We start from the raw sequence: 25,857 nt of genomic DNA on the forward strand, positions 1-25,857 counted from the left end.
ACCAGGCACCAACGCGCTGCGCCTGGTCATTGGCTGGCCGCGCTCGTTCATGGCATCGACTCTAACGGCAGATCGGGGCGAGGGCTCAGTTCCGGCACCTCGGCGGCGGCCGGTCCCGAGGTGAGCAGGTCGGTCAGCCAGCCCTGTCCGGGCAGTTGGCCGTACGGCTGGATGTCGATCCACGGCCGGAGCACGAAGGCCCGCAGATGCGCCCGGGGATGCGGCAGGGTCAGCTCGGGGTCGTCGCTGAACACCGGCTGGTCGTCGTCGGTCCAGACCGCGATGACATCGACGTCGAGCGTGCGGGGGCCGAGGCGCCGTCGCGGGTCCCGGACGCGGCCGGCGGCACGCTCCGCCGCCCGCGCCCGCGCCAACCAGTCGTACGGCCCGGCGGTCGGATCCACGGCCAGCAGCACCGCGTTCAGGTACGCCGGCTGATCGGGGTCGCCCCACGGCGGGGTCTCGTACACCCCGGAGACCACCAGGACGGCATCGCCGAGCGTGGCCACGGCGGTGCGCAAATGATCAAGCCGGTCGCCGAGGTTGCTGCCGAGGGAGAGCACGGCCCGGGTCATCGGGCACGTGCCCGGCGCATCGTCACGGCCACGTCGGTGAAGGCGTGCGGTACGGGCGCCTCGGGCTTGTGCACGGTGACCGTCGCGGCGGACACCCGCGGATCGGCCAGGCAGACGTCGATCAACCGGTCGGCGAGGGTCTCGATCAGATTGACCGGTTCACCGGTCACCACCGCGACCAGGCGCTCGGCCAACTCCCCGTAGTGCACGGTGTCGGCCACGTCGTCGGAGTGGGCAGCCGGTGCGAGATCCAGTTCCAGCACCGCGTCGACGACGAACTCCTGCCCCCGGGCGCGTTCGAAGTCGTACACCCCGTGCCGGCCGCGCGCCCGCAGGCCGGTCAACTCGATCCGGTCGCTCACCGCCGGGCCTCCTGGTCGGTGCCGCGGCCGCCGCCAGCGGCCACGGCGGGCCGGCTCGACCCGGTGCCGAGACCGGGTCGGCCGGTGGCCTGCCAGACGGCGAGCGCGTCGACGGTGGCGCGAACGTCGTGCACCCGTACGCCCCAGGCACCGGCGGCGACCGCGAGCAGGCTGGTGGCCACGGTGGCCGTCTCCCGCTCGCGGGTGGGCCGTGGCGTGCCGTCGGGACCGGCCAGCAGCAGGCCCAGGTACGACTTTCGGCTGGCGCCGAAGAGCAGTGGATAACCCAGGTCGAGCAGCTCCGGCAGCCGCGCGCTGAGCTGCCAGTTGTGCGCCGCCGTCTTGGCGAAGCCGAGGCCCGGGTCGACGATGATGCGGTCCGGCGCGACCCCGGCGCCGAGCGCCGCGGCCACCCGCTGGCCGAGTTCGGCGCGTACGTCGGCGACGACGTCACCGTAGTCGGCCAGCTCGGTCATCCGCCGGGAGTGGCCACGCCAGTGCATCAGTACCCAGGGGCAGTCGGCGTCGCGGACGACCCGGGCCATGTCCGGGTCGGCGAGGCCGCCGGAGACGTCGTTGACGACCACCGCCCCGGCATCGAGCGCCGCCCGTGCGACGCGGGCCCGGGTGGTGTCGATGCTGACCGGCACGCCGGCCGCGGCCAGTTCCCGGATCACCGGCACCACTCGGGCGGCTTCGGTCTCCGCGTCGATCCGGTCGGCGCCGGGTCGCGTCGATTCGCCACCGACATCAACCAACGCGGCTCCGTCGGCTCGCAACCGGACGCCGTGTGCGACAGCGGCCTCGACGTCGGCGTAGCGTCCGCCGTCGGAGAACGAGTCAGGCGTGACGTTCAGGACGCCCATCACCACCGGGGCCGAGGCCCGTACCAGATCGGTCACGACTAGGACGGTACCGGGCTGGCTGACCGTCCCCATCAGCCCGGGGTCGAGGGTCTGACATGCCAATTGAAACAGGTGTACGATCGGTCGTCCGGGCCGGATCGGGCAGACTCTTCGCGGCTTGTCGCAAAGGGGGGCGGCCCGTACGCTGTGGAATTGCCCAGCATCGAGATGGCGACGCGGTTGAGGGAGGGCCAAAGCGGGACAATCCGCCCAAAAATCGCCACCTTCCGTGGCGAATGACATACGCAGGGTCTCGGACGCTGCGCAGCGTGAGCACCGATCCCGCAAGGCTTGCCTACTGCACCACCGCGGCGCCGCCGGCCGCGACTTGGGGAGGTTCCAGTGATCGCCATCGAGCTGATGGAAGCGGCGTCCACCAACGCCGCCCACCTGCTCTCCACCCTGGCGTCGTCGATCCCGCTCGCGGCAGAGGAGCCGAAAGGGATCAACACCGAGGGCGTCGTCACCTTCTTCGCCAGCAAGATCGCTCCGATCCTGCTCGCCGTGCTGGGCGTCATCTTCATCGGCCGCGCCAGCCGGGGCGAGATTTCCAAGGTGCTGACAAGTTCCGCCATCGCGATCGTCGGGCTGGCCTTCATCGCCGGAGCCGCCACCCTCTTCTTCATCGGTGACTTCCTGATCAACCTGATCTTCCAGTAGGCGCGGGCACGAGATGCGGCTGCGCACCGACGACGACATCTACCGGGCCCGCCTGGTCTATCTCGGGCCGCCCGGCTACACCCTTCCGGTCCACCTGCCGTACGCCCAGTACGGGTTGTTCATCCTGCTCGTTCCCCTCTACATGTTCATCCACTGGCTGTTCACGATGCAGGTCGAGCTCTTCCCCGCCTGGGAGATCGCCCTCGCCATCGTGTCCACCTCGTTCGTCTTCCGGTACGTCGACCCGGACCGTCCGGCGCGGATGGTGATCCGTACCGCGCTGACCGACTGGCGACGCACCCGGGAGCCGGCCGCCGAGCAGCGTGATCCACGCCTGGTCGGCAGCAGGATCAGGATCCGGGAGGAACTGGCATGACCGGCTGCACGCCGTACGGGCCGAACGAGGACACGGGCAGGGCGATCGCATGAGCCGCTCCTCCACGCCGGGATCCCCGGCCGGACATCCTGCCGCACCACACGGTAACCGTGCGCGTTCGTTCGACTACCCGCAAGCCGGCGAGCTCGACGACGCCACCCTGGATCCGGCGCTCGCCGCCACTGCGGGTCACGGTGGTGTCGGCGTATTCCAAGCGCCCCGGCCACCGCAGCGCCGGGCGATTCCGGCCGAGCCCACGCCGGCCACCCGCGACGGCGCCGACATCGACTCGCCCTTCCTCGACCTGTTCGGCGGCGCGTACCCCAGACCCGGCGCCACCCAGCGGGGTACCGCGCTTCCGGCGCGTGCCGTACCGCAACAGGCGATTCCCGCCGCGCCGCCACCCGCCGGGCCCGCACCGGCGACCCACCGGCCGGCGCTGTCCCCGTTGCCGGCGCAAACGCCCATTCCTGCGCCGGCCGCACCGCCCACCCGGCCGGTCGACGACGCCGCGACGGCCACCGGCCACCGGCCACCGGCCACCGCACGACCGGCACCGCCCGGAGACCGGCTGCCCAACGCCCGACCACCGGCCGACGACCACCCCACCCGGGAGGACCACCCGACCCGTAACGAGCGTCCCATCCGGGACGAGGCGCAGCCGACCGAGACCGCAACCCGGACGTCACCCCGGGCAGCGCCACCGGCCACCCGCACCACCTCGGCCCCCCGGCAGCGTTCGGTCGACCACCGCGACCGGCCGGTCAAGCCGGTCCGGGTCCGCCCGCCGAAGATCAAGTTCGGGGACCGCGACCCTTCGGTCGAACTGGCCATCACCGAGATCGCCGGACACCTGACCTTCACCCCCAACACGGTCACCGCCTGGTACTGGCTGCCCGAGGTGCGCTGGGCGTTCCGACCGGACGCGGAACGCGAAGCCCTGCTCTCGGCCATCTCCGAGCAGTACGCCGGCCTGGCCGGCTTCCGACTGCACCTACGCCGCACCACCCGGCCCTTCCCGGCCGACGAGTGGGCCCGCACCATCGACACCAACACCGCCGCGCCCCTGCCCGACGTGCCCGGAACCACCGGCTGGGCCGATCACCTGGTGGCCGCGCAACGCCACCTGCTCTCGGTCAACCACGCCGAGGGTCAGACCTACCTCGGGGTGACCTTCGCCCGCCGCTCGCTCGGCGACTCACTCACCGAGCGGCTGCTACGCACCTTCGGTCGCGGCGTCGCCGATGGCGAGCGACGCCGACTCGGCCGCACCGTCGAACAGTTCGACGAGGTGCTGGGGGCGTTCGGCATGCGCGGGCGCCGGGTCACCGCACAGGAACTCGAATGGCTGCTCTACCGGTCGGTGGCGCTCTGCATGGCACCGCCCGGCACGCTCTCACCCATCACCAACGGGCGCTGGGAGCGCGGCGACCTGCTCGCCCTCACCGAACAGGTCGAGCGCTACCGCACCCCCTACGGCTCGACGGTGAAGCTGGTCAACCGGATGACCGGCGAGGAGCGGCACGTGGCGGTGCTCGCCGTGGGCCGGATGGAGCCGCTGGAGATCCCCGAACGGCACGAACCGTGGCTGCACTTCCACGAGCGCCTGCCGTGGCCGATGGAGCTCTCCACCCGGGTCGACGTCCTCGGCTCCGGTGACTCCTTCCGCAACCTGGAACACCGCCTCCGGATGATCCGGTCGCAGCAACTCGACTACGCCGAGCACGGCATCGACGCCCCGCCGGAGCTGGAACGCCTGGCCAAGCGCGCCCTGGTGATCGGCGACGAGATGACGACCGGGCTCCCGGTCGACTCTGCCCGCGCGCACGGCTGGCACCGGATCGCGGTGGGCGGGCGTACCCGGGAGGAGTGCCTCGAGCGAGCCCGCAGGCTGATCCAGCTCTACTCCCGCGAGCTGCGCATCTCCCTGCAACACCCGAAGAACCAGGACTGGTTGGCCCGCGAGTTCATCCCCGGCGAGCCGATCGCCAACACCGGATACGTCCGACGGATGCCGGTCCCGCTGCTCGCGGCGGCGCTGCCGCAGGCCGCGTCCACGGTCGGCGACCGGCGCGGCGACCTGATCGGACGCACCGCCGGCACCTGCCGCCGACCGGTCTTCCTCGACCTGCACTTCCCGATGGAGATCCGCGAACGCTCCGGCCTGGCGGTCTTCGTCGCCGAGCCGGGCGGCGGCAAGTCGACCCTGCTCGGCGCACTGGGCTATCTGGCCGCCCGTCGAGGCGTACAGGTGACCCTGCTCGACCCCTCCGGCCCGCTGGCCCGGCTCTGCGCGATGCCGGAGCTGCGTCCGTACGCCCGGGTGTTGAACCTGACCGGCTCCGAACACGGCACGCTGGCGCCGTACTCGCTGATCCCGACGCCGCTGCGCAGCGAGTTCGGTGCCGGCGCCACCGGCGACCGGGAGTTCGAGATCGCGGTGTCCAACGCACGCGCCGAGCGGCGGATGCTGGTGCAGGACATCTGCATGATGCTGGTGCCACCGCAGGTGGCCCGCGAAGCCTCCACCGCCACCCTCTTCCGACACGCCGTACGCCAGGTGCCCGCCGAGGAGACCTCCACCCTGGACGACGTGGTCACCTGCCTCGGTCAGCTCGACGACGACGCCGGCCGGGAACTGGCCAACCTGCTGTTGGACACCGCCGAGATGCCGCTGGCGATGCTCTTCTTCGGCCGGCCACCGGAGGGGCTGCTCGGCGCGGACGCGGCGCTCACCGTCATCACCATGGCCGGCCTCCGGCTGCCCGACCTCAAGATCGAGCGCGAGTACTGGTCGGCCGAGGAGGCGCTCGCCCTGCCGATGCTGCACACCGCACACCGGCTGGCGGTGCGCCGCTGCTACGGCGGCTCGATGTCGTCCCGGAAGCTCGTCGGCCTGGACGAGGCACACTTCATGGAGGGGTGGCGCTCCGGCCGCTCGTTCCTCGTCCGGCTTGCCCGCGACTCCCGCAAATGGAACCTCGCCGCGCTGGTCGCCTCGCAGAACCCCCGCGACATCCTCGGCCTCGACGTCCAGAACCTCGTCTCCACCGTCTTCGTCGGACGGATAGCCGAGGATGCCGAGATCGCCTCCGAGGCGCTGCGCCTGCTGCGGGTGCCGGTCGACGACGGCTACGAGGCCACCCTCGCCTCGCTCTCCACCGCCGACGCGACCTCCGCCCACCGGCTCGGTTTCCGGGAGTTCGTGATGCGCGACGTCGACGGCCGGGTGCAGAAGGTCCGGGTCGACGTCTCCTACGTCGATGGACTTCTGGACTACCTCGACACCACCCCCGCCGCCATCGCCGCCGCCGCAGGGGTGCTGCCGACCGTGCTGCCTGATATGGAGGCGTGACATGGCGAGGGCCCGGGCACGGATCACGGCGCTCCTCCTGGCACTCGGCGTCCTCGCCGGAGCCACGATCAGCTGGCCCGGGCTCACCGCCACACCGGCGTACGCGGCACCGCCCGCGTACCAGGCCGCCGCCGACCTGTGCACCACCCAGGAGTGGCAGGCGGACTTCCGCGCCTGTGTGGCCAAGCTCCAGCAGGTGGCGGAGTCGGAGGCGACCTGCCTCAATCCGCCGACGCCGACCGCGCCGGACTCCGGCATCGCCGGCTGGTTCGCGTCCCGCCCCGAGGCCTCCAGGCTGCCCGGCCCGAAGGGCTACTACAGCGACTACGGCTACGCCGGCTACAGCTACAGCACTTACAAAATCGAGACCGGCTGCGCGACCACCCTGCTCCACCCGGATTACAAGTTCACCAACACCATCGCCAACGGCGAGTTCATGATGGCCACGGCGATCATCGGCGCCTCGAACGCCCTGCGTGAGCGTGCCTGGGATCCGGGGACGATGTGGGGCTGGGCGGATCCGCTGGTGGACCAGGCCACGAAGGCGATCTACCAGAAGGTGTTCAGCGTCTTCGGCATCGTCACGCTCTGCGTCGTCGGGCTCTACCTGCTCTGGCGTTCGCGCCAGTCGGACATGAGCAACGCGATGACCACGGCGGGGTGGGCGCTGGTGGTGATGATGGCGGTCACCGCGTTGGCGGCCTGGCCGGTCAAGTCCGCCAACCTCGCCGACGGTGCGCTGGTCTCCACGCTCGGCGTGGTGCACAACGCGGTGGGCCCGGCATCCAAGGACACACCTCCAGACAAATGCGATGACCCAGATCCGGCGGCCTGCAAGGACAACCGACCGCCGGCCGTCAGGGCAAGCGACACCGCGGCGGAGGCGATGCTCTACCGGAACTGGCTGCGTGGCGTGCTCGGCTCGGCAGACAGCGAGACCGCCAAGAAGTACGGCGCGGCGCTGTACGACGCCAAGTCCCTCTCCTGGGAGGAGACGGAGAAGATCCGGGCCAATCCGCAGACTCGCGAGGCCACCATCAATGCCAAGAAGCAGCAGTGGATGACTGTCGCGGCGCAGATCGAGCGGGAGGACCCGGAGGCCTACGAGTACCTGCAGGGCGTCCGGGACATGGACCGGGTCGGCGCCGGATTCATCGCGGTGCTCGCCGCCCTGCTATTCGCGATGTTCGACCTGACCGCGTCGCTGCTGGTGCTGCTGGGCTTCCTGATCTTCCGGTGGGCGGTGATCGCCGCGCCGATCCTGGGCACGATCGGTCTGCTCCGCCCGGCCAGCGCCGGGCTGCGCCGGCTGGGCAACGCGGTGGTGGCGGCGCTCTTCAACATCGCGATCTTCGGCACCGGCGCGGCCATCTACCTCTTCGCGGTCGACCTCATCATGAGCACGCCGGCGCTGCCCGGCTGGCTCCAGGTGGTGCTGGTCTGGCTCTGCGGGGTGGTCGGCTGGCTGCTGCTCCGCCCCTACCGGCGGATCACCCAACTCGGCGGCAAGGACAGCAGCGAGGCGGTCAGCTCGGCGGGCTCCTGGCATCGGCGTTTCTTCCGGGACATGCGTACCGCCGCCCGGCTCGACGTCGCCGAACCCGGTGGCACCGCCGAACCCAACCTGGGACGACGCCGCGCGCCGGCTCCGGACCAGCCGAGGGTACGTCCGGAGGCCCGACCGGACCCGGTGCCCGGCGAGGGCCCCACCCCTCCGAAAGGTCCGGGCGGCCCAGCGGCGCCCGATGTCCCCGACCGCGCCCAGGAACGGCGTACCGAGGGCAAACCCGTCGCTCCACGGCCGCGCCGACGCCAACCCGCCGCCTGGACGGAGCCGGACGTGCCGGATGAGAACCCGTCCTTCGCCATCTACCGCCCGAACTCCCCGGAGCGCTCCCCCGAGAAGGCACCGCCCCGGGTCCGCTCCGAGGCACGGTGAGTGCCGTGCGGCGGGCGGTGGAGTTCCTGGTCACCCGGCTGCTGCGATCGCGGTTGGGCGTCGCGCTGGGCATCGCCGTGCTGGTGCTCGGCGTGGTCGGGGGGGCCCGGCTGGTCGCCGGGCCCCCGGACCCGACCGCGGGACTGAGCAACCGTCCGTCCGAGCCGATCACCACCGTGCACCCCACCACGGGCGACGACGGCGCGATCTCGACGACCACCACACCGTCGCCGGTGACCCGGCCGGGCGAGCCGACCCCGGAACTGGTCGCCGAACGCTTCGTCACCGCCTGGCTCGGCCGTCCGGGCCAGACGGCGGAGGACTGGCACGAGACGCTTCGTCCCCTCTCGACCGCCGCTCTCACCGAGAAGTTCACCGGCGTCGATCAAGCGGACGTACCGACCGGTGCGGTGACGGACGATCCGACTCTCCGCCCGCGTGGCGAGTCGTTCGTGGAGGCGCTGATCCCGCTCGACACCGGGCAGCTCCGGCTCGAGCTGGTGGCACCGGACGGACGATGGTTGGTGGACGCCGTGGACTGGAGCAGGGATGAGTGACGAGAGTCGTCCGCGCCGCCGGCCGGTCCGGCTCGGCGCACTCGCCGCCGCGCTCACCGCGGCGCTCGCGCTGCTCTGCTGCACCGGCGGTGCCGGCGCCTTCTTCCTCACCGAGTTGGGCGGGGACGCCGCCGAGCAACTGACCCCGGCCAGCATGGAGTGCACCGGAGACTTCGAGGTCGATGTCACCGGCAAAATGCCCCGTTTCGCCCAGTACGGCGAGCGTCAGCTACGCAACGCAGCGGTGATCATCAAGGTCGGTCAGGAGATGGAAGTGCCGCCCCGGGGTTGGGTGGTCGCGGTGGCGACCGCGATGCAGGAGTCGCGGCTGCTCAACCTGGCCAACCGCACGGTCGGCGAGTCGGAGGAGATCCCCAACGAGGGCGTCGGTGCCGATCACGACTCGGTCGGTCTCTTCCAGCAGCGGGCCTCGTGGGGCACCGTCGCCCAACGGATGAACCGCGAGTACGCGTCCCGCAAGTTCTACGAGAAGCTGGTCGACGTGCCCGGCTGGGAGAAGCTGCCGCTGACCGTGGCCGCTCAGCGGGTACAGATCAGCGCCTTTCCCGACGCGTACGCCAAGCACGAGGAGCTCGCCTCCCGCATCGTCGACGCGCTGGCCGGCGGCGCGGCCCGGACGGCTCTGATCGCCGGGCAGCAGGTGTGCGACGCCGCGGCGGCGGGAGAGGTCGCCGCCTCCGGCTGGACCGCGCCGATCCCGGGCGGCGTCGGCTCCGGCTTCCGGACCGCCAGCCGTCCCGGGCACAACGGCGTGGACATCGCGGCCCCGAAGGGCACCCTGATCCGGGTCGCGGCGACCGGCCGGGTCCTGGTCGCCCGCTGCGACCCGGACCGGCGGGGCCGCCTCAGCTGCGATGTGGACGGCTGGCCGGGCAAGGGTGGCTGCGGATGGTTCGTCGACGTGCTGCACGCCCAGGGTGTCATCACCCGCTACTGTCATCTGGTGAGTCGTCCCCGATTCTCGGTGGGCGACACCGTTCAGGCTGGTGAGGTGATCGGCGAGGTGGGCAGCAGCGGTCAATCCTCCGGGCCACACCTGCACTTCGAGGTGCACGTCGACGGCGACCGCAGCAGCCGGGGCGCCATCGACCCGGTGCCGTTCATGCAGTCCAGGGGTGCGCCGTTGAAGGGCGCCGGGTGATTCACGGGCCGTCATGACCGAGCCGCTTCCCGACCCGTTCGCCGACCAGCCCGACTGGGCACCGCAGCCGCCCCGGCCAATCGAGATCGTCCCGGCGGTCGGACGCGTCGAGCTGCGCGGGCAACGGGTGCTGGTCGGGCTGCCCGGGCTGGGCTGGCGGGCGGACCTACGCGCCGACGAGCGGGTGGTGCAGAACAGCCGCACCTACGTGCCGGTCATTCCCGAACACGAGTGGTACCGCGCCGAGTCCGAGCAGGTAGAGGTGTTCGCGCCGCTGGTGCCGGTCGAGCGGGTCTGGGTGGAGACGGTGGGCCAGCGGAGCGCCTCGGCACCGGACGGCGGCATACGTCTCGTCTCGCTGGACGCACCCACGCACCCGGCACCGACCCCGGTCTTCGAGGCGGACTCGGTCACCGGGCGACGGGTGGTGCACATGGTCGGCTCCGTCGAGCACCGCGACCTGCGTGCCGTCACCGAGGCCTATTCCGGCGCCGAGGGCGACATCTGCGTCCGCGTCGCGCCCGAGGTGGAGTGGTACCGCTGGGCCTGGCGCGGCCAGTCACCCACCACCCTGGAGGTCCCCGTCCACCTGCTCTGGGTGGAGTAAGGATCAGCGTGGCACCGAGCTACCGCCGCATACTCGCCATCCGTCTGCCTCATCAACAACCTGGAAGATCCAATCTTCGCGCCTGCTGCTTCGCGGCTCACCATCAGCGGAGCTCGAGATCGTCAACGTGGTAGCAACAGACTGCCCCTGTCCAGTCTTTGTCTGGTGTAAAGGACCCCAGCTGACTCGCACTACAACCCCGAACTCGGATTCACGTCGCAAGATCTCCTCGCGAAGAGCCTCTGCTGCATCGAGTGCAGGATTGCCCTCACAGGTGAAGAGGTCCGCGCGGACGTCGTTGCGGTCCACCAGGAACGCACGCAGGTAGTTGTCGACGACAACATCGGGGGCGCTGCGGTCAGGCGCGGTGGCGCGGTCGTAGATGAGGTAGCCGACCACTCCACCGCCCAGACAGAGGGCCGCGATCACCCCGGCGACCACCGTCAGCACCGTACGCAGCCGCCGCCGGGGCGGTGGCGGCGCCGGCGCGATCGCGGGCGGCGCCACGTCCTCTGGCGGGGTCCGTTGCGCCGGTACGCGGGAGACCTGGGAACCGGCGGGGGGCGGCACTGATTCCACCCCCTAAGGCTATCGGCTGAGGGCTGCGGACCCAATGCCCCAGATTCAGCAGATCGTGACGGATCCCTGCCGATCGGTGAGATCCACGACAAGACCGGCGCAGCGCCGCCGCGCATCCCGGAGGTCGGGCCTCCGCTGGGATACCGTCGTCTCTGCCCGGCGATTGGGTGCCGACCTCGGGCGGAGGAGGTGGACACGGTGGGCGGTCCGAAGGCACGGACGCTCCGCGCCGCCGCGCTGCACCGCCGGGCCGCCGCGACGGCTGCGGCGGCGGCGACGGTCCTCGATGAGACCCGGCCCGCCCCGGCCGACCAACGCCGCCAGTACGCGCTTGCCGAGCGGTTGCGCGCCGCGGCGGCCGTTCTCGCACCCGGTTGGGCCGGCTGCGCGTTGGACACCGTGCGGCCGAGCGCCCCCGCTGGAGAGGGTCCGCCGCCCTTCGTCCGGGTCGGGGCCGCCGCACCGCTCGATGACGCGCGTTTTCCCGCACTGGTTCCCCTGCTCGGCACCGGTCACCTCGTGGTGGACGCCGATGTGCACGACCCTCGGGTGGCCGGGCTGCTCCGGGCCGTCCTACTGCGGCTGCTGGCAGCGACACCGGCGGGCTCGCTACTGGTCCGGGCGGTGGACGCGACCGGTGAGACGCTGGCCCCGTTCGCGGCGCTCGGCGACGCCGGGGTCCTCTCTCCAGCGGCCACTGACGCGGCCGGACTGCAGGCGGTGCTGACCGAGGCGGAGCGGTGGGTGGCGCCGGGGTCGTCCGGTCCGCGCCGACATGACCGGTCGCTGCTGCTGGTGCTGGCCGCGCTGCCCGAGCCGACCGGGCCGACCGATCTGGCCCGGATCGAGGCGCTCGCCGAGCGGGGCCCGGCGGCCGGACTGCACCTGGTCGTCGCCGGCTGGCCGTCGACCGGCCGCGACGGGTTGGCCCGCGCCACGACGTTGTCGATGCGGACGGCGTACGCGCTGCTCGGCGACCCGCCCGGCGGGCCCTTCGCGACCGCTGGCACCGGCTCGCCGGGCGGCTTGAACTCACCGGTGTTCGTCGAACCGGACCCACCGGCCGGCCTGGTCGACGCCGTCTGCCGCCGGGTCGCCGCCCAGATCGAGGCCGGCACCCGACTATCCCTCACGGGCCTGCTGCCGCCCCCGGAGGACGACCTGTGGCAGGTCGCCGCGACGGACGGTCTGAGCGGCACGGTCGGTGACGCCGGCGGCCGGCCGGTGTCGCTCGGCTTCACCGAGCTGACCCCGCACTGGCTGGTCAGCGGCCGCTCCCGGGCCTGCCGGTCCGCCTTTCTGTCCACCGCGCTGCTCGGCCTTGCCGCCCGATACGGACCCGACGAGCTGTCGCTTTACCTGGTGGACCTCGGCGAGGGCGAGTCCTTCGCGGAGTTCCTCCAGACCGAGCGGGACCGTACCTGGATCCCTCAGGTCCGGGCCGCCGCGATGTCCGCCGACCGGGAGTACGTGCTGGATCTTCTGGACCAACTGATCGCCGAGGTCCACCGGCGTACCGAGGCGGCTGCCCGGGCGGGTGGGCAGCGTTTCGCGGAGCTACGCCAGCACCGCCCGCTGCCCCGGGTCGTCTGTGTCGTGGACAACCTGCCGGTGCTCTTCGCCGAGCGGGACCGGCTGGCCGTCGAGGCGGCCGCCCGGCTGGACACGCTGACCAGGACCGGCCGAGCCCACGGTGTACATCTGGTGCTGGCCGGCGAGGGTGACCTTGGTCTGGGCAGCCGCTCCGACGGGGGGCCGCGGGATTCGCTGCTCGGTCAGTTCCCGGTGCGGGTCGCACTGCCCGGTGGCGGTGCCGTGCTGGAGCCGACAAACGACTCCGCGGCGGGTCTGCCGGTGGGCAGCGCGGTGGTGAACACCGCAGGAGGGCTCGGTGGCCCCCGGGGTGCGATCCGGGGTCACGAGCGGATGGTCCGGTTCCCCGACCCGCAGGACGAGCCGGAGACCGTGGAGAAGCTGCGCCACCGGCTCTGGGCATCCCGCGCGCAGAAGGCCACCCCGCCGGTGGTCTTCGCCGGGTACGCACGCCCGCTGCTGGGCAACGACCCCCGTTACCGCGCGGCCCTGGCCGGGCAGGCGATGGGCCCCGCCGCACTGCTCGGGCGGGCGGTGGACGTCGCGCGAAGCACGGTGGCGGTGCCGTTCGGACCGGCTGCGGGGCGCAATCTCGCCATCCTCGGCCCTCGGCCGCAGGCGAGTCGACTGCTGGCCACGGCGGGCCGCAGCACCTCGGTCCACCATCCGCCGGGTACGGCGCGGTTCGTGGTCGCCGCACCGGATGTCGAGGCACGGCCGGTGGCCGACGCCCTGGCGGCGGAGCTTGCGGGTCGACACCAGGTCGAGACGGTGGACCTGGCCGGGCTGCTGGCCGTCATCGACGCCGGAGAGCCGGCCTACCTGGTGGTCTTCGGGCTGGACGTGGCGCCGCCCGAGCAGCTGCCACCGGCCCGGCTGCGCACGCTGCTGCGTGACGGACCACCGGCCGGGCAGCACCTGCTCGGCTGGTGGCGAACGGTGCCGTCGTTCGCGGCGCTGATCGAGCAGGACGAGACGGTCGACAAACTGACCGCGGTGGCTGTGGCGGGTGTGCCGGGGGCGCAGCTCACGCCGGTGTTCGGCCGGCCGGTCGAGTGGCGGCCCCGGCCCGACCGGATGGTGTTGTGGGACGGGCCGGGAGAGCGCGGCGTGGTGCTGGTGCCGTACGACGTGCCGGACGACGAGGAGGGGAAACCGGAATGACCCTCAACCAGTCGCGCACCACGGCTGCCCCGGGCCGGCAGCGCAGTGGCGGCACGCCCGAGGATCCGGTGCCGGCCGCGTGGGCCGACTACCTGGCCGCCGCCCGGCAGCTCGACGGGGTACGCCGTGGCGCGGCGACCGCCGCGACCGAGCAGGCCCGAACGGTCCAGTCCGCCCGTGCGGAGTTGGCCGCGGTGCGCACCGTGCTGGCGCCACAGCAGGCACAGCTGCGTGAGCTGGGCGTATCACCGATTTCGCTGGTGCCGACGCCACCGGAGCTGTCCGAGGCGACCCGGTCGATGGTCGGTGGCCCGGCGGCGGTGCTGTCGGCGCTGCGGGACGCTCGGCGGTGTGCTCTCGGCGCGGACGACACGCTCGCCGCCCGCGGCCTGTCGCGGGTGGCGCACTGGCCGTCCCGCCCGCGCAACCTGCTGGTGTACGGGCCACTCGGGCTGTTCGTCCCGCTGCTCCTGGTGGCGGTGTTCCTGCTGGCCGGCACCGGAGCCGTGACCGTCCTGGCGCTGGTGGTGGCGCTGCCTGCGCCGGCGGTGGCGTTCGGCCTGGGTTGGCTGGCGGTAGGGCGGTTCTTTCCGCCCCGGCCTGGGGAACGGGTGGATAGAACCGTCCGATTCGGCGTGCTCGCCTGCCTGCTCCCCGCGGTGGTGACCACCGCGGGGATCGTCCTGGCGATGCTGGCCGGCTGAGACCCCGCTGGTCCGCGGTGCAGGATCAGAGCCGGTCAGCGGTGCAGGATCAGAGCCATCGCCTCGGCGCGGGACTTGGCGTCCCGTTGGAGGGTGCCCCGCACCGCTGACGTGATCGTCTTGGCACCGGATTTCTGGATGCCGCGCATCGCCATGCACATGTGCTCGCACTCCAGGACGACGATCACGCCGCGTGGTGCGAGCCGCTCCATCAGCAGGTCGGCGATCTGCGAGGTGAGCCGTTCCTGCACCTGCGGCCGGCGGGCGAAGACCTCGACCAGCCGGGCCAGCTTGGACAGGCCGGTGATCCGTCCGTCGGGCCCGGGGATGTAGCCGATGTGGGCACTGCCCCGGAACGGCAGCAGGTGGTGCTCGCAGAGGCTCATCACGTCGATGTCCCGGACGAGCACCAACTCCTCGTGGTTGGCCTCGAAGGTGGTGGTGAGCACGGTGGCCGGGTCGACGCGCAGGCCGGCGAAGAGTTCGGCGTACGCCCGGGCCACCCGGGCCGGGGTCTGCTGGAGCCCGTCGCGGTCCGGGTCCTCCCCGACGGCGACGAGGATCTCCCGGACCGCCTTCTCGATCCGCCCGAGATCCATGGTGTCCTCGACCGGGCGGCCGGTGAGCCGGCCGTTGACCAGCCGCGCGGCGATGTAGTCGAGGCTGTCCATGTCGGTGTCGGGCTCAGTGGCGGAGGCGGCCAGCCCCCGCTGTGGAGAACTGGCCGCCGGGTCGTCGGTGCTCAGTGCGAACCGTCCGAATTGTTCGAACTGGCGCCACCGACCGTCGCCTGGGCTCCGTCGGCCTCGGCCTGCACCTTGAGCGCGTCCTTCTCCGACGGGGTGAGCACCGGCGGCTCGGTCGACGGCTGCCGCTTGCCGAAGCCGTTGTACGGTGCCATCGGCGGCCGCTTGACCACTCGGGCACAGATCCGGGCCATGTCGGCGGTGGAGAGCGTCTCCTTCTCCATCAGCTCGAGCACGATGTTGTCCAGGACGTCCCGGTACTCGACCAGGATCTCCCAGGCCTCGTCGTGGGCCAGCTCGATCAGTGCCCGCATCTCGCCGTCGATCTCGGCGGCCACCACATCGGAGTAGTCCCGCTCGTGGCCCATGTTGCGGCCGAGGAACGGCTCGTCACCGCTGGTGCCGTACTTGATCGCGCCGAGCTTGGAGCTCATGCCGTACTGCGTGATCATCGCGCGGGCGAGCTGGGTGGCCTTCTCGATGTCGTTGCCGGCGCCGGTGGTGGGCTCGTGGAAGACGAGTTCCTCGGCGGCCCGGCCGCCCAGCGCGTACGCCAGGGTGTCGATCATCTCGGCCCGGGTCTGGGTGTACTTGTCCTCCGTGGGCAGCACCAGGGTGTGCCCGAGGGACCGGCCGCGGGACAGGATCGTCACCTTGTGCACCGGCGCGGCGTGCGGCAGCGCCCAGGCGACCAGCGCGTGCCCACCCTCGTGGTACGCGGTGATCTTCTTCTCCTGGTCGCTCATCACCCGGGTACGCCGCTGCGGGCCGGCGATCACCCGGTCGATCGACTCCTCCAACGACTCGTTGGAGATCGCCCGCTGCTCCTTACGGGCGGTCAACAGGGCCGCCTCGTTGATCACGTTCGCCAGGTCGGCGCCGCTGAAGCCGGGCGTGCGCTTGGCCACCGCGTCGAGGTCCACGTCGGGCGTGAACGGCTTGCCCTTGGCGTGCACCCGGAGGATGGCCTTGCGGCCCTCCATGTCGGGGGCGTCGACCGGAATCTGCCGGTCGAACCGACCCGGGCGCAGCAGCGCGGGGTCGAGGATGTCCGGCCGGTTGGTCGCGGCGATCAGGATGACCCCGCCCTTGACGTCGAACCCGTCCATCTCAACGAGCAACTGGTTGAGGGTCTGTTCGCGTTCGTCGTGGCCGCCGCCCATACCGGCACCACGGTGCCGGCCGACGGCGTCGATCTCGTCGACGAAGACGATGGCGGGCGCATTCGCCTTGGCCTGCTCGAACAGGTCGCGGACCCGGCTCGCGCCGACACCGACGAACATCTCCACGAAGTCGGAGCCGGAGATCGAGTAGAACGGCACCCCGGCCTCGCCGGCGACCGCCCGGGCGAGCAGCGTCTTACCGGTACCGGGCTGACCGAACAGGAGTACGCCCTTCGGGATCTTCGCACCGAGCGCCTGGTACTTCGCCGGGTTCTGTAGGAAATCCTTGATTTCGTACAGCTCCTCGACGGCCTCCTCAGCGCCGGCAACGTCTGCGAACGTCGTCTTCGGCGTGTCCTTGGTGATCATCTTGGCTTTGGACTTGCCGAAGTTGAGCACCCGGGAGCCGCCGCCCTGCATCTGCGACATGAAGAACAGCAGCAGGAGCACGAGCAGGACGATGGGGAGCAGGTTGACCAGCAGGCTGACCCAGATGCTGTCCGACGACACCTCGGTGTCGGCCGGCCCGGTCACCCGGTTGTTGGCCTTGGCGTCGAGGACCTGGTTCCAGACCTCGTTGCCGACCTCGTACGGGAACTGAGCCTCGATCAGCTTGGTGGTGGTGTCGCCGAACTCGGCCTCCTCGGCCAGTTCGAGCTGGATCGTCTGTTCCTTGTCCTGGAAGACGACCTTTTCTATGCCGCCCTTGTTGAGCTGGTCGAGCGCGACGGACGTGTCCACGCGGTGGTAGCTGGGTCCACCGGTGAACAACTGACTGAGCACGACGGCGCCGAGGATGACCAGGATGACCCAGAACACCGGTCGGCGGAAGAAACGCGTACGTTCCATGCTGTTGTCGAGCGCCGAGACGCCCGCATCCTCCTGATCGACGTCCTGACCGACTGTGGGTGTCGCCGCGCTGGGCGGCTGCCGGAGCCGCCGTGCGGGCCGGCCTCGACCCCGAGGCGCGGATTGCCGCGCCACGGTCATTCGACGGTACACCGTGCGAGACCGATGTGAGCTGGCGAGCCCAGCACTTACGCGCACGGCGAACCTGATGTCAGCCGGCGTGGCTCGGAGCAGACCTCCGACCCACCGGGGTCCACCGTAGTCCGATCAGCTGAAAGTCGGCTGAATGTCGGTCAGGCGCGGTTCGTCGGCGCCCAGGGCGGTGCGGCCGCCGGGCGCGGTCACGAGCGGGCGTAGACCTCCGGCTTGAGCACCCCGACGTACGGCAGCTCGCGGTAGCGCTCACCGAAGTCGAGGCCGTACCCGACGACGAACTCGGTCGGGATGTCGAAGCCGACGTACCTGACCGGCACCGTCACCTTCACCGCGTCCGGCTTGCGGAACAGGGCGACCACCTCGACGCTCGCCGCCGACCGCGATTCCAGGTAGCGCCACAGCCAGGAGAGGGTCAGCCCGGAGTCGACGATGTCCTCCACGACGACGACGTGCCGGCCGGCGATGTCCCGGTCGAGGTCCTTGAGGATCCGGACCACGCCGGAGGAGGTCGTCCCCTGCCCGTAGGACGAGATGGCCATGAAGTCCAGCTCGGCGGGGGGACCCTGTCGACCGAGCGCCCGGGCGAAGTCGGCCATGAACATGACCGCCCCCTTGAGCACGCAGACGAGCAGCAACCCGTCGGTGACATGGGCGTAGTCCGCGGAGACCTGCTTGGCCAGTTCCGCGGTCTTCTCGCGGATCTGCGCCTCGGAAATGATCACGTGGTCGATGTCGGCGTCGTACCAGGAGCCGTCAGCCATGCCCATAGCCTGCCGTACGCCCCGGCTTCGCCGTCGGCGGGGCCGCACCTTTCGGGGCGGCCCCGGCCCGGATTTTTGCGGCACCAGGGACAGATCACCTCAGCAGGGGCGGGATCGCCACCGGCGGCCTCCGTCGGACGGCTTCCAGTCGGCGGAGTCTCGACTGTCGGCCGTCAGCCCGGCGGCGGAGAGCCCGGCAAGGAGCAGGAAGAAGAGCAGGAAGAGCAGGAATCCCATGGCGGCGCTCGCTTTCTGGCGTTCGAGGATGTCTTGTCGCCGCCGGTGCGCACCGGACATCTGCCAGTCTGCGTACCCGGACGGCGCCCGGACAGTGGCAGGAATGCCAACCATGCTCGATTTTCCGCCACCCGCGCGGTTACCCTCGTCACATGCTCCGCTCAGTCGCAGTACTCGTCCTGGATGGGGTCGCCCCGTTCGAACTCGGCGTGCTCGCCGAGGTGTTCGGCACCGACCGCACCGCCGACGGACTGCCCGGCTACCGCTTCGACGTGTGCGGCCCGAACGGTGCCGCGGTACGCACCTCGGCCGGTTTCCACCTGGTACCCAATGCCGACCTGGGACCGATCGAGGAGGCTGATCTGGTCGCGGTCCCCGCGCACGACCCCAGGACCACCGCTCCGGCGCAGGTGCACGAGGCGCTGCGCCGGGCCGCCGAACGGGGGGCCTACCTGTTCAGCGTGTGCGCGGGCGCGTACCTGCTGGGCGAGGCGGGACTGCTCGACGGCCGGGAGTGCACCACGCACTGGCGGCATGTCGACGAGTTGCAGCGTCGGCACCCGAGCGCCCAGGTCCGCTGCAACTCGCTCTACGTGCAGGACGGTCGGCTGCTCACCAGCGCCGGCACGGCCGCCGGCATCGACGCCTGCCTGCACCTGGTACGCCAGGAACACGGCTCGGCCACCGCCACCCGGCTGGCCCGCCGGATGGTGGTGCCACCACACCGCGACGGCGGGCAGGCCCAGTACGTCGAGGCGCCGATCCCGAAGGCGCCTCAGGCCCCCACCCTGGAGCCGGTGCTGGAGTGGCTGATGGGGCGACTGGACCGACAGACCACCGTCGACGACCTGGCCGCGCAGGCCGGGATGTCCCCGCGCACGTTCGCCCGCCGGTTCCGGGCCGAGACCGGCACCACCCCACACGACTGGCTGACCAACCAGCGGGTGCTGCTGGCCCGCCGGCTGCTGGAGGACACCGGCCTCTCCGTGGAGGCGGTCGCCGACCGGGCCGGCTTCGGTGACGCCGCAGCGCTACGGCACCACTTCACCCGCCGGGTCGGCGCCACCCCGCACGCGTACCGCACCACGTTCCGCGACCGCGACCGCGCGCCGGCCGGCTGACCGGCCGGTACCGGTCGCCGCGCCGACGAGCAGGATCGAGGGCGACCGGTACGCCGACCCGAAAAGCTTGAAAGCCTCAGCAGCCGGCGACGCCGCCGTCGACCCGGGACTCGGATCCGGCGACGTAGCCGCCCTCGGCACGGCGCCAGATCGCCTGGCCGTACCCGAAGACGGCAGGCTCGGGCGCGACGGCGAGTTGGTGGCCCCGGGACCGCAGGTCGGCGACGATCCCCGCGCCGCCGGGCCCGGAGGCCAGCTGCTCCTCGACGAGCAGCGCACGGCCCGCGTGCCAGTACCAGCGCGGCGCGTCCAGCGCCGCCTGCGGGTCGAGCCCCGCGTCCACGGTCGCCGTGATCAGCTGGACGTGGCCCTGTGGCTGCATGTGCCCGCCCATCACCCCGAACGGCCCGACCGGTGCTCCCTGCCGGGTCAGGAAGCCGGGGATGATGGTGTGGTAGGGCCGCTTCCCGGGGCCGACCACGTTCGGGTGGCCCGCGTCGAGCCGGAAGCCGAGGCCACGGTTCTGCAGCGCGAAGCCGTATCCGGGCAGCACCACGTGCGAGCCGAACGCCAGGTAGGTGGACTGGATCAGGCTGACCATCATGCCGCCGTCATCGGCCGTGCAGAGGTAGACCGTGCCGCCGCGCTCCGGTTCGCCGGCCACCGGGTCGGCGGCGGCCTCCGTGATCGCCTCCCGCCGCCGCGCCAGGTACCCGGGCGCGAGCAGCGCCGCCACCGGCACCGGCGTCCGGTCGGGGTCCGCGACATGCGCGTGCGCGTCGGCGAAGCCGAGCTTGACCGCCTCGATCTGCCGGTGCGTCCACCGCGCCGGCTCGCCCGGCTCGCCCGGCTCGAAACCGTCCAGGATGCCCAGCGCGAGCAGAGCGGCCAGCCCCTGTCCGTTCGGCGGCAGCTCCCACACCTCGTGGCCCCGGTAGCGCACCGACACCGGGTCGACCCAGGTGCTGGTGTGCGAGGCCAGGTCGTCGGCGGTGAGCAGCCCGCCGGTACGGGCGGCGTGGTCGGCCAGGGCCGACGCGATCCGTCCCCGGTAGAAATCCTCGGCCCGGCTCTGCGCGATCAGCCGCAGCGTCCGCGCCGCGTCCGGGTTGCGCCACCGCTCCCCCGCCCGGGGTGCCCGGCCGCGCGGCGCGAAGATCCGGCCGAATTCCGCGTACTCGGTGCCGGTCGGCTCGGCATGTCCGGCCACCGCCCGGGCCCAGGTTGCCGCGGTGCCGGTGGAGACGGGATGCCCCTGTTCGGCGTAGCCGACGGCGTCGACGAAGAGGTCGGCGAAGGGCACCGAACCGAACCGGTCGTGCAGGTCGCGCCAGCCCGCCGGCACGCCCGGCACGGTCACCGGCAACCAGCCTCGGGCCGGCATCGCCCGGCCGGTGGCCTGTGCGCCGCCCAGCGCGTCGGTGGGCTCCGCGCCCCGGCCGCCGGTCGCGGCGAGCACCAGGTCGCGGGTCAAGCCGGCGGGTGATCGACCGGAGGCGTTCAGACCGTGCAGCCGCTGCCCGTCCCAGACGATGGCGAACAGGTCGCCACCGATGTCGTTCGAGGGCGGCTGCACCACCGTCAGGGTGATGGCGGTGGCCAGCGCGGCGTCGACAGCGTTGCCGCCGCGCCGCAGCACGGCCAGCCCGGCCGCCGCGGCCAACGGCTGGCTGGTGGCCACCGCGGCGTGCGGGGCGAACAGGGGTTGCCGGGGGTACGTCATCCCCCGCCCTCATCGCCGGCCGGCGGCTGGCCGGACGGGGGTCTCGGGACGGCCGGACCGCCGAGCGCCGTCCCAGGGTCCTCCGACACCAGCCGGTCGGCTCGGCGGAGCACCCGCAGCCCGCCCGGCAGGTAGGTCGCCCGTTGCCCCCGCCACGCGGTGACCAGCATGTCCAGGGCGGCGACGTGCCGATGCGACAGGGCGGCCGGCGGCGCCCCCAGTTCGTGGGCCCACGAGCGCAGCACCCGGCCACGTAGCGCGGGAGCGAGGTCGGCCAGCACCTTGACGGCCAGCCCCCCGTCGGGATGCCGCGCCCCGGTCAGCGCCCGGCCGGCCAACTCGTCCAGCAGCTCGTTGTCCGCCGCCATCAGCCGGGCGGTACGGGCGAGGTTGTCGAGCACCCCCGGACCCAGCGTGCGGACCAGCACCGGCAGCACGTCGGCGCGGACCCGGGAGCGGGCGTACGCGGGGTCGCGGTTGTGCGGGTCCTCCCACGGCGTCAGCCCGAGCGCGACGCACGCCGCGCGGGTCTCCTGCCGACCGATCTCCAGCAGCGGTCGCACCAGCGGTACGCCCGCAAGGTCCCGGCGGGCCGGCATGCCGGCGAGTCCACGCGGACCGGCGCCCCGGGCCAGGGCGAGCAGCACCGTCTCCGCCTGATCGTCGCGGGTGTGCCCGGTGAGCAGGGCCGACGCGCGATGCCGGACGGCGACCTCGGTCAGCGCCTGGTAACGAGCCTCGCGAGCCGCCGCCTCGGGGCCGCCCGGCCGACCGGCCACCTGGACCCGGACCACCTCCACCGGCGCCAGACCGGCCCGCTCCGCCCACCGCGCCACCGCCTCGGCCCGCTGCGCCGACCCGTCCTGCAGCCCGTGGTCGACGGTGACCAGACCTGCGGTGCGACCCGTCCGGGGCGCCACGAACGCGGCGGCTGCCGCCAGCGCCAGCGAGTCCGCCCCGCCGGAGCAGGCAACCAGCACCGGCCCGTACGCCGGCAGGTCGGCGATCGCGCGGCGGACCGCGACCCGGATCGCGGCGACCGGCGGGGCGAGCGCAGCCATCGACGCCGCGTTCAGCCGGCGGTCGACACCGGGCCGACCGATCCGTGTACCCGCGCCACCCAGGCGTCCGGATTGCTCAGCTCGGTCAACCGGGGCAGGGTCAGCGGCGACTCGAAGATCCGGTTGAAGCCGGCCATCCCGACCCGGTCCACCACCGCGTGCACGAACTTGCGGCCCTCCGCGTACTGCCGCATCTTGACGTCGATGCCGATCAGCCGCCGGACCGCCTTCTCCACCGGGTTGCCCGCCTCGCGGCGCCGGTTGAAGCCGGCCCGGATCCGTTCGACGCTCGGGATCACCTGCGGCCCGACGCCGTCCATCACGAACTCGGCGTGCCCCTCCAGCAGGGTCATCAGCGCGGTCAACCGGTCCAGCACGGCCCGCTGCCCCGGTGTCTGCACGATGTCCAGCACGCTGGCCCGGCTCTGCGGGTCGCGGACCACGTCGGCGAGGGTGCTCACGCTCCGGCGCAGCCGCTCCACCAGGTGCTCGCCGCCCTGCGCGGCATCCACGAACGCCTGCACCTCGCCGAGGAAGTACGCCCGCATCCACGGCACGGCGGTGAACTGCGTGCGGTGGGTCACCTCGTGCAGGCAGACCCAGAGCCGGAAGTCGCGCGGGTCGGCCCCCAGCTTGCGCTCCACCTCGACGATGTTCGGCGCGACCAGCAGCAACTGCCCCGGGTCGGCGGAGAAGACCTCGTACTGCCCGAGCACCCGGCCGGACAGGTACGCCAGCACGGTGCCGGCCTGCACCCCGGTGACCCGGGAGCCGATCGCCTCGGTGAGCGCGCCGGGCTGCTTGTCCTGCGAGAGCCGGCCCACCAGCGGGGTGATCACCTCGCGCAGGCCGGCGATGTTGGTGGCGGCCCAGTCACGCCGGTCGACCACCCGCACCGGCGGATGCGTCACCTGCGAGGTGAGCCCGGTGTAGTCGGCGACGTGCCCGGCCGCCTCGTCGGTCAACCGGCGCAGCTCGCCGACCACCTCGGTGGCCTCGGCGTACGTCACCCGGGGGCCAGACTTGCCCAGGGCCCCCGCGGTAGCGGTGGCCAGATCCCAGTCCACGAACTGCGCCATGCGACCCACCGTACCCGCGCCGCGACACCCGGCCCCGCCCGCCGACGCGGGCGGGGCAGATCAGCGGCAGCCGCAGGCGGCGAGGGCGGCGGCGATTCGGTCGAGTGCCGCCCGCGCCGGCTCCATGCCGTCCGGCGGCACGTCGTCGGTGAGCACGGCGAAGGTGAGCAGCCGCCCCTCGGCCGTGGTCACCACGCCCGCGATGGCGTGTACCCGGGTCAGCGTGCCCGTCTTGGCGCGGACCACTCCGGCACCGGCGGTCGTTCCGGGAGTGGCGCCGTACCGGTCGCGCAACGTGCCAGACCAGCCGCCCACCGGCAACCCGCCGAAGATGCCACCCAGTTCGGGCCGGTCCGGGCCGGCCGCGAGCACCAGGAGCTCGGTCAGCAGCAGCGGGCTGATCAGGTTCTTCCGGGACAGGCCGCTGCCGTCGGCGAGGGTCAGCCCGCTCGCCGGCAGGGCCAGCTCGGACACCACCTCGGTCATCGCCTCGGCGGCACCGGCGAAGGAGGCGGGCCGCTCGCGGGCCAGGGCGACCTGCCGGGCCAGCGCCTCGGCGACGATGTTGTCGCTCTCACTGATCATGATGTCGACCAGCCGGATCAGTGGTGGCGAGTACACCGTGCCCAGTTCGGCGCCGGGCTCGGTACCGCCGGCCGACGGCTGGGTCGCCCCGGTCGCGGCCGGCGGGGCGGTACCCTTGCGCACCGCCTCGGTCGGCACGCCGAGCAGTCGAGCGAAGGCGCGGCCGGCGGTCAGGTCCGGCTGGGGCACCCGCTCGGCCCAGCCCCGGCCGGCCTTCGGGTCCTTACGGGCCCCGTCGAGCATCAGCGCGGTGATCGCGCCGCCGAATCCGCCGGTGGGGATGTCGTCGTCCCAGCCGGGCCCGTACACCGGGCCGGGATAGAGCGAGGAGTCCACGATGATCTTGGTCGGCGCGGTCCCGCCCAGCGCCGTCCGCACCTGCTCGGCGAGATCGGCGAGGCTGGCGGCCCCCGGATAGAAGCCCTTGGTGTCGGTCGCCAGGGTCGGGTCCCCGCCGCCGACGATCACCACCTCGCCCGGCTGGGCACCGGCCACCGCCCGGGTCGGGATCCGGTGGCCGGGGCCACGGGCGGTCAGCACCGTCACCGCGGTCAACAGCTTGGTCACCGAGGCCGGCACGGTCCCCGTACCGCCACCGCGGTCGAAGACCAGCTCCCCGGTGAGCGCATCGGCCACCGCCACGTTGACCCGGCCACCGAGGGCGGCGTCGCCGACCAGCGGGTCGAGCACCGCCTGTAGCCCCGCCGCGCTGGGCAGCGGTGCGCCGATGTCGGCGGCGGCCAGCACCGCGACCGGGGCGGGCTCCACCGGCTCGGCGGTCGCCGGGGCGGAGTTGTTCTCGCCCAGCCACCGCCCCACCGGGCCGGGCCGGACCACGACCAGCCCCACCGCGACCAACACCAGCACCAGGGCGGCGGCGAGCACCAGCGGCAGCCGCCCGCGCGTGGACATCGGCGGCACCGCGTCGGTCGGCGGATGCTCAGGCGGGGCGACGGGGGCGGCACCCCGGGCCGGAATCGTCGCGGACTGCGTGGTGGGAGTGGAAATCACCGGGGCCGGCGAGGTGGGTGGCGTCGAGGATTGCGGCCGGAGGACCTGCGCGTCCGGCACCGGCACCCGCCCGGCCGCCGACCTGGCCGGCGGCTGGTCGGTACCACGTTCGGCGGCGTCGTCCGGACGGTTGTGTGAATCTTCCCTCCCCACGACCCCCTCCTCCCCCACTGGGAACCGGCCTGGGTGACACTACTTCGGTCCGAAGACTATGCGGCGGCCGGCGTCGGTGGGTGAGCATTGGCCTGTCCGGCCGGTCGCCGGTCCCGTCATGCCAGCGTGGGCGAACGAGGGAGCGTGCAGATGGATTTCGACGTCACGGTTGAGATCCCCAAGGGTCACCGCAACAAGTACGAGGTGGACCACGTGACCGGCCGGATCCGGCTGGACCGCACGCTCTTCACCTCCACCCAGTACCCGGCCGACTACGGCTTCATCGAGGGCACCCTCGGCGAGGACGGCGACCCGCTGGACGCCCTGGTGCTGGTGCCCGAGCCGACATTTCCGGGTTGCCTGATCCGGTGCCGCACCATCGGCATGTTCCGGATGACGGACGAGAAGGGCGGCGACGACAAGGTCCTCTGCGTCCCCTACGAGGACCCGCGGCAGGAGCACCTGCGCGACATCCACCACCTCGGCGAGTTCGACCGGCTCGAGATCCAGCACTTCTTCGAGGTGTACAAGGACCTGGAGCCCGGCAAGTCGGTCGAAGGCGCGACGTGGGTGGGCCGGATCGAGGCCGAGGCCGAGATCCATGCGTCGTACCGGCGGGCCAAGGAGGCCGAGGAGCGCGGCGAGTCTCCGCACTGACCAGCCCCGGACGGGCC

22 protein-coding genes and 1 pseudogene are annotated in these 25,857 nt (G+C 72.4%); 11 read left to right on the forward strand and 12 right to left on the reverse strand.

Annotated features, from left to right (window positions below; genetic code table 11):
* Window positions 1-47: 47 nt before the first annotated feature.
* The 3 genes from folK to folP are packed head-to-tail and all read right to left on the reverse strand — an operon-like array spanning window position 48 to window position 1,839.
* Complete coding sequence (gene folK / locus BMY89_RS25505) at window positions 48-575, reverse strand: 2-amino-4-hydroxy-6-hydroxymethyldihydropteridine diphosphokinase (protein WP_092382622.1); 528 nt, start codon at window positions 573-575, stop codon at window positions 48-50.
* Window positions 572-937: a dihydroneopterin aldolase gene (gene folB / locus BMY89_RS25510; RefSeq protein ID WP_092382623.1), complete on the reverse strand. Its 366-nt coding sequence runs from the start codon at window positions 935-937 to the stop codon at window positions 572-574. Before folB ends, folK begins: the two co-directional genes overlap by 4 nt.
* The gene (gene folP, locus BMY89_RS25515; protein WP_092382717.1) at window positions 934-1,839 is read right to left on the reverse strand and encodes a dihydropteroate synthase; all 906 of its coding nucleotides are present in this window, start codon (window positions 1,837-1,839) and stop codon (window positions 934-936) included. The genes folB and folP overlap by 4 nt, the downstream gene beginning before the upstream one ends.
* Window positions 1,840-2,184: 345 nt before the next feature.
* On the opposite strand from folP, the gene BMY89_RS25520 reads away from it, so the two are divergent.
* From BMY89_RS25520 to BMY89_RS25550, 7 genes are read left to right on the forward strand one after another with little or no spacing between them, the layout of a single operon-like run.
* Window positions 2,185-2,502, forward strand: coding sequence for a hypothetical protein (locus tag BMY89_RS25520; protein WP_092382624.1), 318 nt, complete (start codon window positions 2,185-2,187; stop codon window positions 2,500-2,502).
* Window positions 2,503-2,515: 13 nt separating this feature from the next.
* Window positions 2,516-2,878, forward strand: coding sequence for a hypothetical protein (locus BMY89_RS25525; RefSeq protein WP_092382625.1), 363 nt, complete (start codon window positions 2,516-2,518; stop codon window positions 2,876-2,878).
* A 49-nt stretch (window positions 2,879-2,927) separates the two neighbouring features.
* Window positions 2,928-6,233, forward strand: a complete 3,306-nt coding sequence (locus BMY89_RS25530; protein ID WP_092382626.1) for an ATP-binding protein — start codon at window positions 2,928-2,930, stop codon at window positions 6,231-6,233.
* Window position 6,234: 1 nt separating this feature from the next.
* Window positions 6,235-8,172, forward strand: coding sequence for a hypothetical protein (locus tag BMY89_RS25535; protein ID WP_092382627.1), 1,938 nt, complete (start codon window positions 6,235-6,237; stop codon window positions 8,170-8,172).
* Window positions 8,169-8,729 carry a hypothetical protein gene (locus BMY89_RS25540; protein WP_092382628.1) on the forward strand — a complete coding sequence of 187 codons (561 nt, stop codon included), beginning with the start codon at window positions 8,169-8,171 and terminating at the stop codon, window positions 8,727-8,729. Before BMY89_RS25535 ends, BMY89_RS25540 begins: the two co-directional genes overlap by 4 nt.
* Complete coding sequence (locus BMY89_RS25545; RefSeq protein ID WP_092382629.1) at window positions 8,722-9,891, forward strand: M23 family metallopeptidase; 1,170 nt, start codon at window positions 8,722-8,724, stop codon at window positions 9,889-9,891. The genes BMY89_RS25540 and BMY89_RS25545 overlap by 8 nt, the downstream gene beginning before the upstream one ends.
* A gap of 13 nt (window positions 9,892-9,904) precedes the next feature.
* Entirely contained in the window at window positions 9,905-10,498 is a 594-nt protein-coding gene (locus tag BMY89_RS25550; protein WP_092382630.1) for a hypothetical protein, read from the forward strand.
* Between the two features lie 3 nt (window positions 10,499-10,501).
* On the opposite strand, the gene BMY89_RS25555 is transcribed toward BMY89_RS25550, so the two are convergent.
* Complete coding sequence (locus BMY89_RS25555) at window positions 10,502-11,068, reverse strand: hypothetical protein (protein WP_092382631.1); 567 nt, start codon at window positions 11,066-11,068, stop codon at window positions 10,502-10,504.
* A 198-nt stretch (window positions 11,069-11,266) separates the two neighbouring features.
* On the opposite strand from BMY89_RS25555, the gene BMY89_RS25560 reads away from it, so the two are divergent.
* Window positions 11,267-13,834 carry an FtsK/SpoIIIE domain-containing protein gene (locus tag BMY89_RS25560; protein ID WP_092382632.1) on the forward strand — a complete coding sequence of 856 codons (2,568 nt, stop codon included), beginning with the start codon at window positions 11,267-11,269 and terminating at the stop codon, window positions 13,832-13,834.
* A complete protein-coding gene (locus tag BMY89_RS25565; RefSeq protein WP_092382633.1) occupies window positions 13,831-14,538 on the forward strand; it encodes a hypothetical protein in 708 nt (235 codons plus the stop codon). The genes BMY89_RS25560 and BMY89_RS25565 overlap by 4 nt, the downstream gene beginning before the upstream one ends.
* 35 nt (window positions 14,539-14,573) lie before the next feature.
* Here BMY89_RS25565 and folE read toward each other — a convergent pair whose 3' ends face one another.
* The 4 genes from folE to BMY89_RS25585 form a co-directional block, all read right to left on the reverse strand.
* Complete coding sequence (folE, locus tag BMY89_RS25570) at window positions 14,574-15,242, reverse strand: GTP cyclohydrolase I FolE (RefSeq protein WP_092382634.1); 669 nt, start codon at window positions 15,240-15,242, stop codon at window positions 14,574-14,576.
* Between the two features lie 38 nt (window positions 15,243-15,280).
* Window positions 15,281-17,296 carry an ATP-dependent zinc metalloprotease FtsH gene (gene ftsH, locus BMY89_RS25575; protein WP_092382635.1) on the reverse strand — a complete coding sequence of 672 codons (2,016 nt, stop codon included), beginning with the start codon at window positions 17,294-17,296 and terminating at the stop codon, window positions 15,281-15,283.
* 341 nt (window positions 17,297-17,637) lie between these two features.
* Complete coding sequence (gene hpt / locus BMY89_RS25580; protein ID WP_092382718.1) at window positions 17,638-18,213, reverse strand: hypoxanthine phosphoribosyltransferase; 576 nt, start codon at window positions 18,211-18,213, stop codon at window positions 17,638-17,640.
* Between the two features lie 99 nt (window positions 18,214-18,312).
* Window positions 18,313-18,510, reverse strand: a complete 198-nt coding sequence (locus tag BMY89_RS25585) for a hypothetical protein (RefSeq protein ID WP_111313872.1) — start codon at window positions 18,508-18,510, stop codon at window positions 18,313-18,315.
* A 92-nt stretch (window positions 18,511-18,602) separates the two neighbouring features.
* Between BMY89_RS25585 and BMY89_RS25590 the strand changes: the two genes are divergently transcribed.
* Window positions 18,603-19,571: a GlxA family transcriptional regulator gene (locus tag BMY89_RS25590; RefSeq protein ID WP_092382637.1), complete on the forward strand. Its 969-nt coding sequence runs from the start codon at window positions 18,603-18,605 to the stop codon at window positions 19,569-19,571.
* 76 nt (window positions 19,572-19,647) lie between these two features.
* Here BMY89_RS25590 and BMY89_RS25595 read toward each other — a convergent pair whose 3' ends face one another.
* The 4 genes and pseudogenes from BMY89_RS25595 to dacB form a co-directional block, all read right to left on the reverse strand.
* Window positions 19,648-21,294 (reverse strand): gamma-glutamyltransferase family protein, encoded by a 1,647-nt coding sequence (locus BMY89_RS25595; RefSeq protein WP_092382638.1) that lies wholly within the window; start codon window positions 21,292-21,294, stop codon window positions 19,648-19,650.
* 74 nt (window positions 21,295-21,368) lie between these two features.
* Window positions 21,369-22,355, reverse strand: a pseudogene (gene tilS / locus BMY89_RS25600) (tRNA lysidine(34) synthetase TilS); the annotation flags it as partial.
* A gap of 11 nt (window positions 22,356-22,366) precedes the next feature.
* Window positions 22,367-23,434, reverse strand: coding sequence for a zinc-dependent metalloprotease (locus BMY89_RS25605; protein WP_092382640.1), 1,068 nt, complete (start codon window positions 23,432-23,434; stop codon window positions 22,367-22,369).
* Between the two features lie 60 nt (window positions 23,435-23,494).
* On the reverse strand, window positions 23,495-24,931 hold the full coding sequence (gene dacB, locus BMY89_RS25610) for a D-alanyl-D-alanine carboxypeptidase/D-alanyl-D-alanine endopeptidase (RefSeq protein WP_092382719.1): 1,437 nt from the start codon (window positions 24,929-24,931) through the stop codon (window positions 23,495-23,497).
* Window positions 24,932-25,333: 402 nt separating this feature from the next.
* Between dacB and BMY89_RS25615 the strand changes: the two genes are divergently transcribed.
* The gene (locus BMY89_RS25615) at window positions 25,334-25,840 is read left to right on the forward strand and encodes an inorganic diphosphatase (RefSeq protein ID WP_092382720.1); all 507 of its coding nucleotides are present in this window, start codon (window positions 25,334-25,336) and stop codon (window positions 25,838-25,840) included.
* Window positions 25,841-25,857 lie beyond the last annotated feature (17 nt).

The sequence above is a fragment of the Micromonospora phaseoli genome, from assembly GCF_900109115.1.
Lineage (GTDB): Bacteria > Actinomycetota > Actinomycetes > Mycobacteriales > Micromonosporaceae > Micromonospora > Micromonospora phaseoli.

What these genes read in the sequence shown, in the direction of transcription:
- folK (WP_092382622.1), bottom strand. Translation starts at nt 575, where the DNA reads ATGACCCGGGCCGTGCTCTCCCTCGGCAGCAACCTCGGCGACCGGCTT.
- BMY89_RS25525 (WP_092382625.1), top strand. Translation starts at nt 2,516, where the DNA reads ATGCGGCTGCGCACCGACGACGACATCTACCGGGCCCGCCTGGTCTAT.
- BMY89_RS25530 (WP_092382626.1), top strand. Translation starts at nt 2,928, where the DNA reads ATGAGCCGCTCCTCCACGCCGGGATCCCCGGCCGGACATCCTGCCGCA.
- BMY89_RS25535 (WP_092382627.1), top strand. Translation starts at nt 6,235, where the DNA reads ATGGCGAGGGCCCGGGCACGGATCACGGCGCTCCTCCTGGCACTCGGC.
- BMY89_RS25545 (WP_092382629.1), top strand. Translation starts at nt 8,722, where the DNA reads ATGAGTGACGAGAGTCGTCCGCGCCGCCGGCCGGTCCGGCTCGGCGCA.
- BMY89_RS25550 (WP_092382630.1), top strand. Translation starts at nt 9,905, where the DNA reads ATGACCGAGCCGCTTCCCGACCCGTTCGCCGACCAGCCCGACTGGGCA.
- BMY89_RS25565 (WP_092382633.1), top strand. Translation starts at nt 13,831, where the DNA reads ATGACCCTCAACCAGTCGCGCACCACGGCTGCCCCGGGCCGGCAGCGC.
- ftsH (WP_092382635.1), bottom strand. Translation starts at nt 17,296, where the DNA reads ATGGAACGTACGCGTTTCTTCCGCCGACCGGTGTTCTGGGTCATCCTG.
- hpt (WP_092382718.1), bottom strand. Translation starts at nt 18,213, where the DNA reads ATGGCTGACGGCTCCTGGTACGACGCCGACATCGACCACGTGATCATT.
- BMY89_RS25585 (WP_111313872.1), bottom strand. Translation starts at nt 18,510, where the DNA reads ATGTCCGGTGCGCACCGGCGGCGACAAGACATCCTCGAACGCCAGAAA.
- BMY89_RS25590 (WP_092382637.1), top strand. Translation starts at nt 18,603, where the DNA reads ATGCTCCGCTCAGTCGCAGTACTCGTCCTGGATGGGGTCGCCCCGTTC.
- BMY89_RS25595 (WP_092382638.1), bottom strand. Translation starts at nt 21,294, where the DNA reads ATGACGTACCCCCGGCAACCCCTGTTCGCCCCGCACGCCGCGGTGGCC.
- BMY89_RS25605 (WP_092382640.1), bottom strand. Translation starts at nt 23,434, where the DNA reads ATGGCGCAGTTCGTGGACTGGGATCTGGCCACCGCTACCGCGGGGGCC.
- dacB (WP_092382719.1), bottom strand. Translation starts at nt 24,931, where the DNA reads ATGTCCACGCGCGGGCGGCTGCCGCTGGTGCTCGCCGCCGCCCTGGTG.
- BMY89_RS25615 (WP_092382720.1), top strand. Translation starts at nt 25,334, where the DNA reads ATGGATTTCGACGTCACGGTTGAGATCCCCAAGGGTCACCGCAACAAG.